The sequence below is a fragment of the Cupriavidus sp. a3 genome (assembly GCF_051015765.1).
GTDB classification, from domain to species: domain Bacteria; phylum Pseudomonadota; class Gammaproteobacteria; order Burkholderiales; family Burkholderiaceae; genus Cupriavidus; species Cupriavidus oxalaticus_A.
Window position 1 is genome coordinate 3664943 of the sequence record NZ_CP170643.1, and the last position, 14145, is coordinate 3679087.

The window sequence follows — 14145 nt, forward strand, 5'->3', positions numbered from 1 at the left end:
ACCTATGGCCAATCCCGCGCAAGACCATATGCCCGCCGCCGATGCGGGCGACCTTCCCGCCCGCCCCTACCGACTGGGTATCCTCGGCGGCACCTTCGACCCGCCCCATGTCGGCCACCTGGCGCTGGCGCGGCTGTGCATCGACCACCTGGGCCTGGACGAACTGGTGTGGATCCCCACCGGCCAGTCGTGGCAGAAGGGCACTGATGTGACGCCTGCTGCGGACCGCCTGGCCATGACTGAACTGGCCGCCGCCGCCCTGGGCGACACCGGCGCCAAAGTCCGCGTCAGCCGCATGGAAGTCGACCGCGCCGGCCCCAGCTACACCATCGACACCGTGCGCCAGCTGCGCGACGACTACGGCCCGCAGGCCTCGCTGTGCTGGCTGATGGGCGCCGACCAGTTGCTGCGCCTGCACACCTGGCACGGCTGGCAGGAACTGTTCGCGCATGTCCACCTGTGCACCGCCACCCGCCCGCGCTTCGAGCTGGCCGCGCTGGAAGGCCCGGTGCTGGAAGCGCTGTCGCAGCGCCAGGCCGACACGACCCTGATACAATGCACGCCCTCCGGCCGGATGTGGATCGACCAGACGCTCGCCGTCGACCTGTCTTCCACCCACCTGCGCCAGCGCCTGGCGGCCGGCCAACCCGCAGATGACCAACTGCCGCCGGGCGTGGCACACTACATCGCCAGCCACGGGCTGTACCGCGACGCCCCGGCCAGGGCCTGACCCCCGGTTGCCCGCAACCGGCGCCCACCACCCAACCGATCTCAGCTGAACAAGAAGACACCATGGATATTCGTAAACTGCAACGCGCCATCGTCGACGGCCTCGAGGATGTCAAAGCGCAGGACATCAAGGTGTACGACACCAGCCACCTGACCGAACTGTTCGACCGGGTGGTGATTGCCAGCGGGACGTCCAACCGCCAGACCAAGGCGCTGGCAGCGTCGGTGCGGGATACGGTGAAGGAAGCCGGCGGCCATATCGTGGCGGTCGAAGGCCTGGAGACGGGCGAATGGGTGCTGGTCGACTGCGGCGACGCCGTGGTCCACATCCTGCAGCCGCAGCTGCGCCTGTACTACAACCTGGAAGAAATCTGGGGCGACAAGCCGGTGCGCATGAAGCTGGCCACCGGTGCCCGCAGCCTGGCCAAGGCCAGCGAGCCGATGGACGAGGACGAGGACGAAGTCCCGGCCGCGCGCGGCACGCGCCGTGCCAGCAGCCTGCGCCCGGCGCTGGCCCGCCTGCCCGAAGGCATGAAGGAGCCGTCGCCGCCGATGGGCCACGAGGACACCGACCCGGACGCCATTGCCACGGTGCGCAAGCCGGCGCGCAAGACTGCCGCCAAGACTGGAGCCAAGACGGCAGCCACCAAGACCGCCGGCACCCGCGCCGCCGCGCCGCGCAAGACCGCCGCTGGCACCACGGCACGCAAGACTGCACCCCGGACGGCGACCAAGACCGCTGGCAAGACGGCAGGCAAGACCGCCACCAAGACCGCGGCGGCCAAGCCGGCCGCGCGCAAGCGCACCACCCGCTCGGCCTGATGCCGCGGCGCGCGGCCGCCTGACGGCCGCGCCGCCTGCACTGGCCTCCGCACTGCCGCCAATCCGCCCTCATGCAACTGGTAATCGTGGCCGTCGGCCACAAGATGCCCGCCTGGATCGAAACCGGCTTCAACGAGTATGCCAAGCGCATGCCGCCCGAGCTGCGCATCGAGCTGCGCGAGGTCAAGCCGGAGGCCCGCTCGTCCAGCAACAACGCCACCACCGTGATGCAGCGCGAAGCCGCGCGCATCGACGCCGTGCTGGGCTCGCTGTCCAGGCAGTGCCGCATCGTCGCGCTGGACGAACGCGGCCGCGACTTCACCACCGTGCAACTGGCTGCGCAGCTGACCGACTGGCAGCGCGAGGGCGGCGATGTCGCCTTCCTGATCGGCGGCGCCGACGGGCTCGACCCGGCGCTGAAGGCGCGCGCCAGTACGCTGATCCGCCTGTCCAGCCTGACGCTGCCGCACGGCATGGTGAGGGTGCTGCTGGCCGAGCAGTTGTACCGGGCCTGGTCGGTCACGCAGAACCACCCCTACCACCGCGCCTGACCCGGAACCGCGCCGCCGCGGGCGTTACAATTCACGCCACTGCCGGCCCGCCGCCGGCAGGTCCATACTCCCGCCTGCCCCGCCTGCCGCGATGCACGACTACCTCTACCTCGCCTCCCAAAGCCCGCGCCGCCGCGAACTGCTGACCCAGCTGGGCGCGCGCTACGAGTTGCTCCTTGCCGATGACGACGAGGACGCCGAAGCGCTGGAAGCCGTCCTGCCCGGCGAAACGCCCGACGACTACGTGCAGCGCGTCTGCGCGCTGAAGGCCGAAGCCGCGCTGCGCCGCCGCGAGCGCCGGGCCCTGCCCGACGCGCCGGTGCTGACCTCCGACACCACCGTCTGCCTGGGCGGCCGCATCCTCGGCAAACCCGGGGACGCCGCCGATGCGCACGCCATGCTGGCCGCGCTGGCCGGTAGCACGCACCGCGTGCTCACTGCGGTCACGGTGGTTTCCACCCTGGGCATGCACCACGCGCTATCGGTCTCCGAAGTGACCTTCCGCCCGATGCGGCCCGACGAGATCGCGCGCTACGTCGCCAGCGGCGAGCCGCTCGGCAAGGCCGGCGCGTACGGGATCCAGGGCCGCGCGGCCGAGTTCGTCGAGCGGATCGCGGGCAGCTATTCAGGTATCATGGGCTTGCCCTTGTTTGAGACGGCGGCGTTACTTCGCCAGGCCCGCCTGCAGTTCTGAGCCGCGGCCACGCCGCCGCCCAGGACAAGACCCGGCCGCGCCGGGCAACCCCAATACCGCCGGGCCACCGGCGACCGCGTTTCACCGCTATGACTGAAGACATCCTCGTCAACATCACGCCCCAGGAGACGCGCGTTGCCATCGTGCAGCAGGCTGCCGTCCAGGAACTGCACGTCGAACGCACGCTCACGCGCGGGCTGGTGGGTAATATTTACCTGGGCAAGGTGGTGCGCGTGCTGCCCGGCATGCAGTCGGCCTTCATCGACATCGGCCTGGAGCGCGCCGCGTTCCTGCACGTGGCCGATATCTGGCACCCGCGCGACAACGACCGCAACGGCGGCACCCCGCAACTGGCGATCGAGAAGACCCTGTTCGAAGGCCAGGCGCTGATGGTGCAGGTGATCAAGGACCCGATCGGCACCAAGGGCGCGCGCCTGTCCACGCAGGTGAGCATCGCCGGGCGCACGCTGGTGTACCTGCCGCAGGATCCGCATATTGGCATCTCGCAGCGCATCGAGGGCGAAGTGGACCGTGAAGCGCTGCGCAGCCGCGTGCAGGGCCTGGTGCCGGCCGACGAGCGTGGCGGCTTTATCGTGCGCACCATCGCCGAAGAAGCGACCGACGAGGAACTCGGCAACGACATCGCCTACCTGCGCAAGATCTGGGGCACGATCCGCCAGAACGCCACCACGCTGCCAGCGCCGGCGCTGCTCTACCAGGACCTGAACCTGGCCCAGCGCGTGCTGCGCGACTTCATCAACGACGCCACCGGCGTGATCCAGATCGATTCGCGCGAGAACTACCAGATGCTGGTGGAGTTCGCCAAGGAGTACACGCCGGCGGTGCTGTCGCGGCTGTCGCACTACACCGGCGAGCGGCCAATCTTCGACCTGTTCAATATCGATGCCGAGATCGAGAAGGCGCTGTCGCGCCGGGTCGACCTGAAGTCGGGCGGCTACCTGATGATCGACCAGACCGAGGCGATGACGACGATCGACGTCAACACCGGCGGTTATGTCGGCGCGCGCAATTTCGACGACACGATCTTCAAGACCAACCTGGAGGCGGCCCACACCATCGCGCGGCAACTGCGGCTGCGCAACCTCGGCGGCATCATCATCATCGATTTCATCGATATGGAGAATGCCGAACACCGCGAAGCGGTGCTGTCCGAACTCAAGCGCGCGCTGTCGCGCGACCGCACCCGCATTACCGTCAACAACTTCTCGCAGCTCGGGCTCGTAGAGATGACGCGCAAGCGCACGCGCGAATCGCTGGCGCACGTGCTGTGCGAGCAATGCCCGGTGTGCCACGGCAAGGGCCAGGTCAAGACGCCGCGCACGGCGTGCTACGACATCCTGCGCGAGATCATGCGCGAGTCGCGCCAGTTCAATCCGCGCGAATTCCGCATCCTGGCCTCGCAGGAAGTCATCGACCTGTTCCTGGAAGAAGAAAGCCAGCACCTGGCGATGCTCGGCGATTTCATCGGCAAGCCGATCTCCCTGCAGGTCGAATCGACCTTCCATCAGGAGCAGTACGACATCATCCTGATGTAGTCATTGCCTGACGCCATGCTGCGGGATGGTCCTACTCCTAATTCGTCTTCGATCCGCTATAACTAAGCGAAGGTCGAGGGTTGCGAGAAGGAGTCCAGCATGAACGCCACGAAACATGGGGCCTGCCTGCTGGCCGTCCTGGTGTGCTCCGCCTGCGTGCCGCTGCCGATCGCGCAGCGCCGGCCGCCCCCACCGCCCCCCGCCGCACCGGTTGCCGAAGCGCCGCCACCGAAGGCACGCGCGGCCCCGATCGCCCCCAAAACCATTACCATCGCCGGCGCATGCAAGCGCACCGAGGAAGACGGCTTTCGCGAGGACGCGCTGATGGACGTCACCGCCAACAAGGTGGAAGCGTTGAAATGGAAACTGTGGGTATCGCGGCGCGGCAGCTGCGAGTTCAACCTGATCCAGTTCCGCCAGGTACGCACGACGCCGCACATCGAACTGCAGGCCATCGACGGCAGCCAGTGCAAGCTGCTGGTGTGGCAGGACCCGCGCCGCGTGACGCTGGCGCATAACCGCTGCGAGAAATACTGCACGCCGGGCATCTACGAGCAGGCCTGGCCAGTGCTGTTCGACCCCAAGAGCGGAAATTGCGCCGAGGTGCGCTGAGCCTCCCCGGCGCGCCGGCTCTCGCTGGCTCTCGCTGGCTCTACTTCGCCTTGGGCACGCGGCCCATCAGGTAGAACTCGTCGTTCGGGCGCATGCTGATGGTGTTGGCCATCCGGTTCGACAGCCCGAAGAACGCGGTGATCGCGGCGATATCCCACGCGTCTTCGTCGGAGAACCCATGCTCGCGCAGCGCGGCAAAATCCGCGTCGCCGACGTCATGCGACGCCTCACACACCTTCATCGCAAAGTCGAGCATGGCCCGCTGGCGCGGGGGAATATCGGCCTTCAGGTAGTTCACCGCAACCTGGTCCGCTACCAGCGGCTTCTTCTCGTAGATGCGCAGGATCGCGCCATGCGCCACCACGCAATACAGGCACTGGTTGGCGCCGGAAGTCGCCACCACGATCATCTCGCGCTCGCCCTTGGTCAGGCCGCCCTCCTTGAGCATCAACGCGTCGTGGTAGGCGAAGAAGGCACGGAATTCGTCGGGGCGATGCGCCAGCGCCAGGAAGACATTAGGGACAAAGCCGGCCTTGTCCTGGACTTCCAGGATGCGGGTGCGGATGTCGTCGGGGAGGTCCTTGAGCGCGGGGACAGGGTAGCGGCTGATGGGGAAGGCTGTGGCGGGCATGGTTGTCTCCTGTTGGCGATATGTTCTCGTCGACCTTGTCGGCCCTGATGGTTATTGCCGGGTACTGCTTCAAAGTCTACCGGATCGCCGGGACAAGGCCGTGCACCATGTTGCTCATGCATCGCAAAACCAGATGCCTGCGGGATAAGGCATACTACGTCCCTTCCTGAACAAGGCGAGCGCCCCTGGCCGCATGCGCCAACCCTTCCCGATGAAACGTATTCTCATCGTCAAGCTGACCTCGCTGGGCGACATGGTATTCACGCTGCCGCTGGTCGCCGACCTGCAGCGCGCATTCCCCGGCGTGAAGATTGACTGGATCGCGGACTCCTACTGCGCCGACGTGCCGCGCTGGAACCCAAATATCGAGCGTGTCATCGCCGCGCCGCTGCGCAGCTTCAAGAAGGCACGCAGCTGGGCCGGGCTGCGGGAGATCTTCCGCGCACTGCGCGAATTGCGGCGCGAGAAGTACGATGCGGTGCTGGACGTCCATGGCGTGTACAAGAGCGCGATCGTGACTCGGCTGGCGCGCACACGGCACCGCTGGGGCTATCCGGTGGCGGAACTGGGCGAAAGCGGTGCGCGCTTCGGCTATAACCATGTGTTCCAGCCCGTGCTCGAAGAGGATTGCGCCAGGCAGCGCATGCGCCGCGCGGTCAGCCGCGCGTTCGGCTATGAACTCACCAAGGAAATGCACTACGGCCTCGAAATGTCCGGGGACACGCCCGCCCCCGCGGCGAAGGGCCCGTATGCGATGCTGTTCCACGCCACATCCAGCGAAGAGAAGAAGTGGCCGATCGCTGACTGGATTGCCGTGGGCAGCGCGATCTCCGCGCGCGGCCTGCGCGTACTGGTGCCTTGGGGCAACGATGCCGAACGCAAGGAAGCCGAGACGATCGCGGCAAGCGTGCCCGGTGCGGAAGTGATGCCGCGCCTGAGCATCACCGGGCTGGCGCAGGTGGTGGGCAAGTCGTCGCTGGTGGTGGGCATGGACACGGGCTTCGTGCATATCGCCGATGCGATGCGCCGCCCGACCGTGCTGCTTTTCACGACGACCTCGCGCGAACTGTATGGCGTCAACACGCCGGGCCGCGCGGTCTCGATGGGCGGGCATGGCGTGGTGCCGACGCGCGAGCAGGTGCTCGCCGCCATCGACGAAGTGATGGCACAGCAGCCGCCGGTGGCTTCGCCCAACTGAGCGGCTTCAACCAGCAAACCCAAAAAAGGGCCGGCACGATATCCGACGTGCCGGCCCTTTTTTCGTCATGGCCGCGGCAGGAGCGCCCTGCCGCGCCGCCGACCTTTACTGGGTCGCGAACTGGATCCGGTGCAGGCCGGCGTAGAGGCCGTTGGCCGCCAGCAGTTCGGCGTGGGTGCCCTGCTCCGCGACGCGCCCATGGTCGAGCACGGCGATACGATCGGCATTCTCGATGGTCGACAGCCGGTGCGCGATCACCAGCGTGGTCCGGCCCTTCATCAGCTCTTCCAGCGCCGCCTGCACCTGGCGCTCCGATTCCGAATCCAGCGCGGAGGTGGCCTCGTCCAGGATCAGGATCGGCGCGTCCTTGTACAGCGCACGGGCGATTGCCAGGCGCTGGCGCTGGCCACCGGATAGCTTCATGCCGTTGTCGCCGATATTGGTATCCAGCCCCTCAGGCAGGCCCTTGACGGTCTCGGTCAGGTACGCCGCCGCCAGCGCACGCTCCACGCGCGCCATGTCGATCTCGGTCTCGCCATGCGCGCCATACGCCACGTTGGCGGCGACCGTATCGTTGAACAGCACCACGTCCTGGCTGACAAAGGCGATCTGGTTGCGCAGGTCCTTCAAGGCCAGCTCGCCCAGCGGCGCGCCGTCCAGCAGGATTCGCCCTTCGGTCGGGTCGAAGAAGCGCGGCACCAGGTTGACCAGCGTGGTCTTGCCGCTGCCCGACGGCCCCACCAGCGCCACCACCTCGCCCGGGCTCACGCGCAGGTCGATCTGCTGCAGCGCAGGCCGCTGTGCCTCGCCATAGCGGAAGCCGACGCCCTCGAAGTCCAGTTCGCCGCGCGCGCGGCCGATGGCCTTGCCACCGTCCTGCGGCTCGATCGGCTCGTCGATCAGCCGGAAGATCATCTCGGCGGCGGTAATACCGCGCGTCAGCGGCTGGTTGATGTCGGTCAGGTGCTTCAGCGGCGAAATCAGCAGCAGCATTGCCATCACAAAACCGGTGAAGCCGCCGACCGTGGTCTGGTTGGCCTGCGCCTGCACCATTGCGATGGTAATGACCACCGACAATGCCAGCGCGGCCAGGAACGCCGTGACCGGCTGGTTCAGGCCGCCAGCCACCGCCATGCGCATCGAGTAATTCTTCAGCCGCTCCGCGACCATGCGGAAGCGCGACAGCTCGTACTGCTCGCCGCCGTGCAGCTTGACGACCTTGTAGCCCCCAACCGCCTCTTCCACCACGTAGGCGGCGTTGTTGGTGTAGGTCTGGGCGAAGTCGCTGCAAGCTACCTCAGTCGACTAGCTGCAGCATGAACCAGACGTGTCCGCGCTGGACAGAACACCTCAAAGGGCCGCAAGGAGCGCAGCATCCCGCTGTGGTCCAACACGGCGCGGGTGCTAAAGACGTGGTTCGACGAACTAAAGCCAACCCATACGCCGATCGCGTTCCCCAGTCATCGCGGCCGGCAGCTGTCGCGCAACGGCGTCGACTGCATCCTGCAGCAGGCCGTCGATCAAGCTGGTTCGCAATGTCCGAGCCTGATCGGCAAACGGATCTCGCCGCATGTCGTGCGTCATTCGACGGCCATGCATCTGCTCCAATCGGGCGTCGATATCAGCCTCATTGCGCTCTGGCTCGGACACGAGAGCATCGAAACGACCCACGTCTATATCGATGCCGATCTGGCCACCAAGGAACGGGCGCTTGAGAAGCTGGCGCCGGCCGAAGCGGCTTCCTTCCGGTTCAAGCCTTCGGACAGCGTACTCGCCTTCTTGCAACAGCTCTAATTATGCGCAGTCTCGTCGCCGGCGATCCAGCGCCAGCTGGCGTCAGGCGACGAGCTTCACATAACCAACAACTGTGCCTAAACGCCCTTATGCGCTGCAGAGCATAAGGGCGTATCCCGGCCGGCCCTCTTATTTTCCTGGGTGTTAGCCCGCATGCTCCATCGTTACAATCACGGATGTCACCAGCCATAGTGCTCCAAGGGACTTCGAAAGCGCATCTTAAATTGGTGCGTGCAAGACCTTTGACTCCCATTGACAATGCCTGCCCAGGCAGCTATATTGCGTCGAACCAATGGAGCTGCCATGCAAGCACGGAAACGTTCGGTCCTTGCGGAGCTGAGTTCAGGTGAACTGGGCTATCTCGTCACCGAAGTCCGCAATCATCTGCTTGCCGGCATCGAGCGCGAGCTGCTGCCACTGCAGATCACCGCGGCGCAGTTCGTGGTCCTGAACAGCATCGTGTCTGGCAAAGGCCGCACACTCAGCGAATTCTGCAAGCTGCTCGGCTACGACTCGGGCGCGATGACACGCCTGCTGGATCGTATCGAGGCCAAGGGAATCATTCGCCGGGTGGACAATCCCGCGGACCGGCGCAGTTACATCGTCGAGCTCACCGAGCAAGGCAAGGCGGTGTTCCCGCAGGCCCGGCAGGGTACCGAGTCCGCGTTCCGCAGCATGCTCTCAGGCTTTAGTGAAACCGATGCCGAGACACTTCGCGGCCTGCTCCATCGCATTCTGGCCAATTCGAACAGAGGCTGAGCGTATTTTTTTGCATATTTATCTGCCTAGGCATATTTAGCCTGAGCAGGCATGCGAAGTATTCAAGGATGGTTCCTGAAAGGTCATGCACTTCGATTCCAGACCTCTACATGTGGCGCCTTGCCATCATGGCTAATACCCGCGTATGAGTGCACTCAGCCTAGGTAGGGGCACCGCAACCCGACCGTAGCATGGGCGTTACGCTGCTCGCCCCCTACCCTTGTCTTAGGGCTTGCGGCCCACTGGACAAGTGAAGCGGCCCCGATGGCTCGCCGTCGCATGCCATCGATCAGGTCCGTCGCCGGCATCCATGCGCTCACAGATCGCGCCATGCGCGCTCCTCATCATGTTCTTCTCTATCCAGTCCATTGTGATCATTCCCACCGCAAAGCGGTTGGCTGCCTTCTTTCGCATGTCGCTTGCCAGGCATCGATCCCCGACGATGCGGCGGCGGCCTATCGCCGGGGCCCTGCCGTGCGTTGGCGTACTTGGCGCAATCCTTCTGCTGTCGGGGTGTGCCAGCATGAAGGGATTGCAGACGCAGGCCAGCATCGACGATGCCAACCGCCTTGCCGCGAGCGCGTCGCTGGGTGTTACGCCTGTCTCGCCTGCGGCATGGCCAAAGCCGGCGTGGTGGAAAGGCTTCGGCGACCCGCAACTGGATGGCCTGGTCGAAGCGGCGCTTGCCGGGCAGCCGACGTTGCGCATTGCTGCGGCGCGGGTGCGCCAGGCCGGAGCGCTGGCAGGCAGCGCGGAAGCGGCGCTGTATCCGCAGGCCAACCTGAGCGCCAGGACAATGCGCCAGCGCTTCAGCGAGAACGGCGCCGCGCCGCCGCCGCTGGCGGGCGGCTGGCGATGGAACAGCGACGTGCTGTTCGGCCTCGGCTACGAACTGGACTTCTGGGGCAAGAACCAGGCGACGTTCGACGCCGCGCTCGATCGGACGCGCGCCGCCAAGGTCAATTACGACGCAGCGGAACTGGTGCTGACCACCTCTGTGGTGCGGACTTACCTGAGGCTCGATGCCGCCTACGCGCAGCGGGAGCTGACCGAGCAGACCTACCGTCAACGCCAGAACGCACTGGAGCTGACGCGCCAGCGCGTTGCCGCACAGCTCGACTCGCGCCTCGACATGAAGCAGGCAGAGTCAGCACTGCCCGCCACGCGCGAACGGCTGGCTGCCGTCAACGAGGTCATTGCGCTCACGCAGAACCAGCTGGCCGCGCTGACGGGCAAGGGGCCGGACGCCGGTGCCGAAATCCGCCGCCCCCGGCTGCGCGACAGCTTCGTCACGGTATTGCCGGCTTCGCTGCCGGCCGAGCTGATCGGCCGCCGGCCCGACGTCGTGGCGCAGCGCTGGCGGGTCGAAGCCGCCGGCCATGACATCAAGGCGGCCAAGGCCCAGTTCTATCCCAACATCAGCCTGACTGCCTTTGCCGGCCTCCAGAGCCTGAGCTTGTCCGACTTCCTGATGGCCGGCAGCCGCACCTTCGGCATCGGACCGGCGCTATCGTTGCCGGTTTTCGACGGCGGCCGCCTGCGCGCCAACCTTGGCGCCAGGCAAGCGGAGTATGACGCCGCGGTCGAGCAGTACAACGCCACGCTGGTCACCGCGCTGCACGATGTGGTCAACCAGCTGGTGTCGCTGCGCTGGCACGCCGAGCGCGCTGGCGAACAGCATCAAGCGCTGCAACTGACGCAGGAAGCCTATGACCTGGCCGTGGCGCGCTACCGCAGCGGCGTCGGCAACTACCTTCAGGTGCTCTCGGCCGAAGGCCAGGTGCTGCAGCAGAAGCAGCTGCTGATCGACCTCGAAACCCAGGAGCGCTCGCTTCACCTGGAACTGATCCGCGCCCTCGGCGGCGGATACGACACAGCCTCCGTGCCCGCAATCGGTGCCGCTCCGGCCACGCCCCCTTCATCAAGGAACGCATCATGACACCCGCCAGCCAACCGAATCCCGCCAACGCCAGCCAGATAGAGCCGCCCGCACCGCGCCCGCCGCGGGGCCGGCGCATCGTTGCCGGCATTCTGGCCGCCGTCTGTCTTGCCGTGGCGACCGGCTGCTGGGTGCAATACCAACGCCATCAGGTATCGACGGAAAACGCCTACGTCGAAGGCAATGTGGTGCAGGTGACGTCGCAGGTCGGGGGAGTGGTCACCGCGATCCTCGCTGACAACACGGATATGGTTGAGTCCGGCAAGACGCTGATCGAGCTCAATGGCGTGGATGCGCAGCTCGCTCTTTCCGCGGCGCAGGCCCAGTTGGCGCGCACCGTGCGCCAGGTGCGCGGACAGTTCGCCGCCGCAGGCCAGGACCGTGCGAACGTGGAGCTGCGCTCGGTGGACCTGGCACGCGCGCAGGAAGACCTGGAGCGCCGCACGGCGCTGGCCGCCAGCGGCGCAATCTCCGGCGAAGAACTCATCCATGCCAGGCAGGCCGTGCGCACCGCGAAGGCGTCGCTGGCCATGGCGACCGAGCAGCTCAAGCGCAACCAGGCACTGGTCGAGCGCACCTCGGTGGACTCGCACCCTGATGTGCAGGCGGCCGCGGCGCAAGTGCGCAATGCCAGCATCGCGCTGTCGCGCACGCGCATTCCCGCGCCGACGGCAGGCGTGGTCACCAAGCGCTCTGTCCAGGTGGGGCAGCGCGTCAGCGCCGGGGTGCCGCTGATGTCGGTGGTGCCGCTGCACCGCCTGTGGGTCACGGCCAACCTGAAGGAATCGCAGCTGCGCGATGTACGCCTGGGCCAGGCGGTCACGCTGACCACCGACCTCTACGGCGACGACGTAGTGTTCCACGGCCGTGTCGTCGGGCAGGACGCCGGCACCGGCAGCGCCTTTGCGTTGCTGCCGGCGCAGAACGCCACCGGCAACTGGATCAAGGTGGTGCAGCGCGTGCCGGTGCGCATCGCGCTGACACCTGCCGAGATCGCTGCCCATCCGCTGCAGATCGGCCTGTCGATGAAGGTCTCGATTGATACGAGCGTCCGCGACGGCAAGCGGCTGGTCGCCGCCGATGGGGAGAGCGGAAACTACCGCACCACGGTGTTCGCCGACGAGCTGGCGCGTGCCGATGAAGTGGTGCGCCGCATTGTCGAAGCGAATCTGTAAGCCAGCCACCTCCCGGAGACACTGCCATGACGCCCGCCAAGCCCCCACGCCTGCTGCTGATGACGATCAGCGCACTGACCCTGATCGACTTCCTGCAGAACGGCATGGTCGCCTTTGCCACCGCCCCGATCATGGGCGAGATCGGCGCCAGTCCCGAGGAGTACAGCACCGTCGCCTCGGCCTACGCCAGCGTGGCGGTGGTCATGATCGCGCTGCAGCGCTGGATGGTGGAACGCATCGGCTGGCGCCGCTATGTCCAGGCCGCACTCGTCGCCACGGCGCTCGGTGCGGTCCTGTGCGCGAACGCCGGTAGCTATCCGGCATTCCTGGCCGGCCGCATGGTGATGGCGCTGGGTTGCGCGGGCATGGTGACCTCGTCGCGGCTGGCGGTCAACCTGATTCCGCCAGGCCCCGCGCGCTTTCTCGGCATCAGGGCCCTGGTCATCGGTGTTTGCTCCGGCATGGCGATCGCGCCGTGGCTGGCCTCGGCCATCGTCACCGCGGATCACTGGCCGCTGATCTTCTGGGTGGCCGCCGCGGCGGCGCTGGCGGTGCTGCCGGCCACCCGCATCCTGCCCGCGGCCACGGTAGCGCCGGCGCAACGCTCCGATGCGCACCTGTTGCGGCTGGCCGCGCTGGCGGTGGGTAGTTTCCTGGTCCTGTATGTGCTGCAGCGCTCCTACTACGATTTCTATGCCGACCGGCTGTGGCTGGCGTCCGGCGCGGTAGCGGGCGCCGGCGCGCTGCTTGCCTTTGTCTGGAGCGAATCCCGTAGCCAGCGGCCGCTGCTGAAGCTGCGCAGCCTGGTCGAGCCGCGCTACCTGAGCGGGCTGACGCTCTTTACGTTCTGCTACGTCACGCTCGGCGCGAACGGCTACCTGCTGCCAATCGTGCTGCAACGCTCGCTGGGGCATTCATGGTCCACCGCCGGCGAGTTCTACGCACTGGGCCTCGCGGCCGCTATCGCAACCTGGATCGTGATGTCGCGCTTGCTGCCGCGCTGGCCCAGCCCGCGTAAGTACTTTGTCGGGGGCTTCACGGCGCTCGCGGCTTCTGCCTGGCTGATGAGCCGTCTCCCGCCTGCGCCTGACTTGTGGGGCCATGTGCTGCCCGCGCTGGCGCTCTATGGAGTATTCATCATGACGCTGATCCCGATCACCGCCATGCAGACCTTCAACGGTGTCGCACACGACGAGTCGGTGTTCTCCAATGCGCAGCAGACCAAGAACATGCTGGGGCAGATAGGGACGGCGCTGGGCGTGACCATTGCCACGGTCGGGCAACAATGGCTGACGACGTTGCATTACAGCACGCTGCATGGCGCCGTGAATGTTGGCAGCCCGCAGTTCCAGGAGACCATGGCGCGCTATACCGCGGCGCTCTCGGCTTCGATGGATCCCGCTCGCGCCTCGGAGCTCGCCATGGCGCAGGTCGCGCAGGTGCTGGCGCAGCAGTCGGCGCTACTGGCCAATCTCGACCACTTCCGCGCGCTGGCGGCATTGGCGGTGCTCGCGATCATGGTCAGCCTGGTGCAGAGGGTGATCCGGTAATTACGAGCCGGCAGCGACGAGACAACAGCAACGAGACAACAGCGCGCGATTGCGCTGGGGCCTGCACTGTCAGGAGGATGGTGACCAGGCTGATGCGCGTTCCAGTGGGGAAAACAAGGGCAACCAGCCCTTCTG

At 66.5% G+C, this 14145-nt stretch carries 13 protein-coding genes and 1 pseudogene; 12 read left to right on the forward strand and 2 right to left on the reverse strand.

Annotated features, from left to right (window positions below):
* Nucleotides 1–4 precede the first annotated feature (4 nt).
* The 6 genes from ACAD63_RS17590 to ACAD63_RS17615 all read left to right on the forward strand — a co-directional run bounded on the left by ACAD63_RS17590 (nt 5) and on the right by ACAD63_RS17615 (nt 4964).
* Nucleotides 5–730, forward strand: a complete 726-nt coding sequence (locus ACAD63_RS17590; protein ID WP_133094049.1) for a nicotinate-nucleotide adenylyltransferase — start codon at nt 5–7, stop codon at nt 728–730.
* Nucleotides 731–792: 62 nt separating this feature from the next.
* Complete coding sequence (rsfS, locus tag ACAD63_RS17595; RefSeq protein WP_434033052.1) at nt 793–1551, forward strand: ribosome silencing factor; 759 nt, start codon at nt 793–795, stop codon at nt 1549–1551.
* Between the two features lie 71 nt (nt 1552–1622).
* Nucleotides 1623–2102, forward strand: a complete 480-nt coding sequence (rlmH, locus tag ACAD63_RS17600; protein ID WP_133094047.1) for a 23S rRNA (pseudouridine(1915)-N(3))-methyltransferase RlmH — start codon at nt 1623–1625, stop codon at nt 2100–2102.
* A gap of 91 nt (nt 2103–2193) precedes the next feature.
* Nucleotides 2194–2796, forward strand: coding sequence for a Maf family protein (locus ACAD63_RS17605; RefSeq protein ID WP_135704805.1), 603 nt, complete (start codon nt 2194–2196; stop codon nt 2794–2796).
* Between the two features lie 89 nt (nt 2797–2885).
* A complete protein-coding gene (gene rng, locus ACAD63_RS17610; protein ID WP_133094045.1) occupies nt 2886–4352 on the forward strand; it encodes a ribonuclease G in 1467 nt (488 codons plus the stop codon).
* Between the two features lie 99 nt (nt 4353–4451).
* The gene (locus ACAD63_RS17615; RefSeq protein WP_133094044.1) at nt 4452–4964 is read left to right on the forward strand and encodes a hypothetical protein; all 513 of its coding nucleotides are present in this window, start codon (nt 4452–4454) and stop codon (nt 4962–4964) included.
* Nucleotides 4965–5004: 40 nt separating this feature from the next.
* Here the strand turns inward: ACAD63_RS17615 and ACAD63_RS17620 are convergent, their stop codons facing one another.
* On the reverse strand, nt 5005–5595 hold the full coding sequence (locus tag ACAD63_RS17620; RefSeq protein WP_135704804.1) for a peroxidase-related enzyme: 591 nt from the start codon (nt 5593–5595) through the stop codon (nt 5005–5007).
* Nucleotides 5596–5806: 211 nt separating this feature from the next.
* Here ACAD63_RS17620 and waaC point away from each other — a divergent pair, with 211 nt between their 5' ends.
* Entirely contained in the window at nt 5807–6793 is a 987-nt protein-coding gene (gene waaC / locus ACAD63_RS17625) for a lipopolysaccharide heptosyltransferase I (protein ID WP_133094042.1), read from the forward strand.
* Nucleotides 6794–6898: 105 nt separating this feature from the next.
* Here the strand turns inward: waaC and ACAD63_RS17630 are convergent.
* Nucleotides 6899–8068 (reverse strand): annotated as a pseudogene (locus ACAD63_RS17630) (ATP-binding cassette domain-containing protein); the annotation flags it as partial.
* Between the two features lie 126 nt (nt 8069–8194).
* Here ACAD63_RS17630 and ACAD63_RS17635 point away from each other — a divergent pair.
* The 5 genes from ACAD63_RS17635 to ACAD63_RS17655 all read left to right on the forward strand — a co-directional run bounded on the left by ACAD63_RS17635 (nt 8195) and on the right by ACAD63_RS17655 (nt 14010).
* Nucleotides 8195–8587 carry a tyrosine-type recombinase/integrase gene (locus tag ACAD63_RS17635; protein ID WP_434033053.1) on the forward strand — a complete coding sequence of 131 codons (393 nt, stop codon included), beginning with the start codon at nt 8195–8197 and terminating at the stop codon, nt 8585–8587.
* A gap of 303 nt (nt 8588–8890) precedes the next feature.
* Entirely contained in the window at nt 8891–9346 is a 456-nt protein-coding gene (locus ACAD63_RS17640) for a MarR family winged helix-turn-helix transcriptional regulator (protein ID WP_434033054.1), read from the forward strand.
* A gap of 523 nt (nt 9347–9869) precedes the next feature.
* Nucleotides 9870–11285, forward strand: coding sequence for an efflux transporter outer membrane subunit (locus ACAD63_RS17645; RefSeq protein ID WP_434033055.1), 1416 nt, complete (start codon nt 9870–9872; stop codon nt 11283–11285).
* Entirely contained in the window at nt 11282–12460 is a 1179-nt protein-coding gene (locus ACAD63_RS17650; RefSeq protein ID WP_434033056.1) for an efflux RND transporter periplasmic adaptor subunit, read from the forward strand. The genes ACAD63_RS17645 and ACAD63_RS17650 overlap by 4 nt, the downstream gene beginning before the upstream one ends.
* A 26-nt stretch (nt 12461–12486) precedes the next feature.
* On the forward strand, nt 12487–14010 hold the full coding sequence (locus tag ACAD63_RS17655; RefSeq protein ID WP_434033057.1) for an MFS transporter: 1524 nt from the start codon (nt 12487–12489) through the stop codon (nt 14008–14010).
* The last annotated feature ends 135 nt before the right edge of the window (nt 14011–14145 follow it).

Coding starts and splice junctions, on each gene's coding strand:
- rlmH (WP_133094047.1), top strand. CDS start 1,623: ATGCAACTGGTAATCGTGGCCGTCGGCCACAAGATGCCCGCCTGGATC.
- rng (WP_133094045.1), top strand. CDS start 2,886: ATGACTGAAGACATCCTCGTCAACATCACGCCCCAGGAGACGCGCGTT.
- rsfS (WP_434033052.1), top strand. CDS start 793: ATGGATATTCGTAAACTGCAACGCGCCATCGTCGACGGCCTCGAGGAT.
- ACAD63_RS17650 (WP_434033056.1), top strand. CDS start 11,282: ATGACACCCGCCAGCCAACCGAATCCCGCCAACGCCAGCCAGATAGAG.
- waaC (WP_133094042.1), top strand. CDS start 5,807: ATGAAACGTATTCTCATCGTCAAGCTGACCTCGCTGGGCGACATGGTA.
- ACAD63_RS17590 (WP_133094049.1), top strand. CDS start 5: ATGGCCAATCCCGCGCAAGACCATATGCCCGCCGCCGATGCGGGCGAC.
- ACAD63_RS17605 (WP_135704805.1), top strand. CDS start 2,194: ATGCACGACTACCTCTACCTCGCCTCCCAAAGCCCGCGCCGCCGCGAA.
- ACAD63_RS17615 (WP_133094044.1), top strand. CDS start 4,452: ATGAACGCCACGAAACATGGGGCCTGCCTGCTGGCCGTCCTGGTGTGC.
- ACAD63_RS17655 (WP_434033057.1), top strand. CDS start 12,487: ATGACGCCCGCCAAGCCCCCACGCCTGCTGCTGATGACGATCAGCGCA.
- ACAD63_RS17640 (WP_434033054.1), top strand. CDS start 8,891: ATGCAAGCACGGAAACGTTCGGTCCTTGCGGAGCTGAGTTCAGGTGAA.
- ACAD63_RS17645 (WP_434033055.1), top strand. CDS start 9,870: ATGAAGGGATTGCAGACGCAGGCCAGCATCGACGATGCCAACCGCCTT.
- ACAD63_RS17620 (WP_135704804.1), bottom strand. CDS start 5,595: ATGCCCGCCACAGCCTTCCCCATCAGCCGCTACCCTGTCCCCGCGCTC.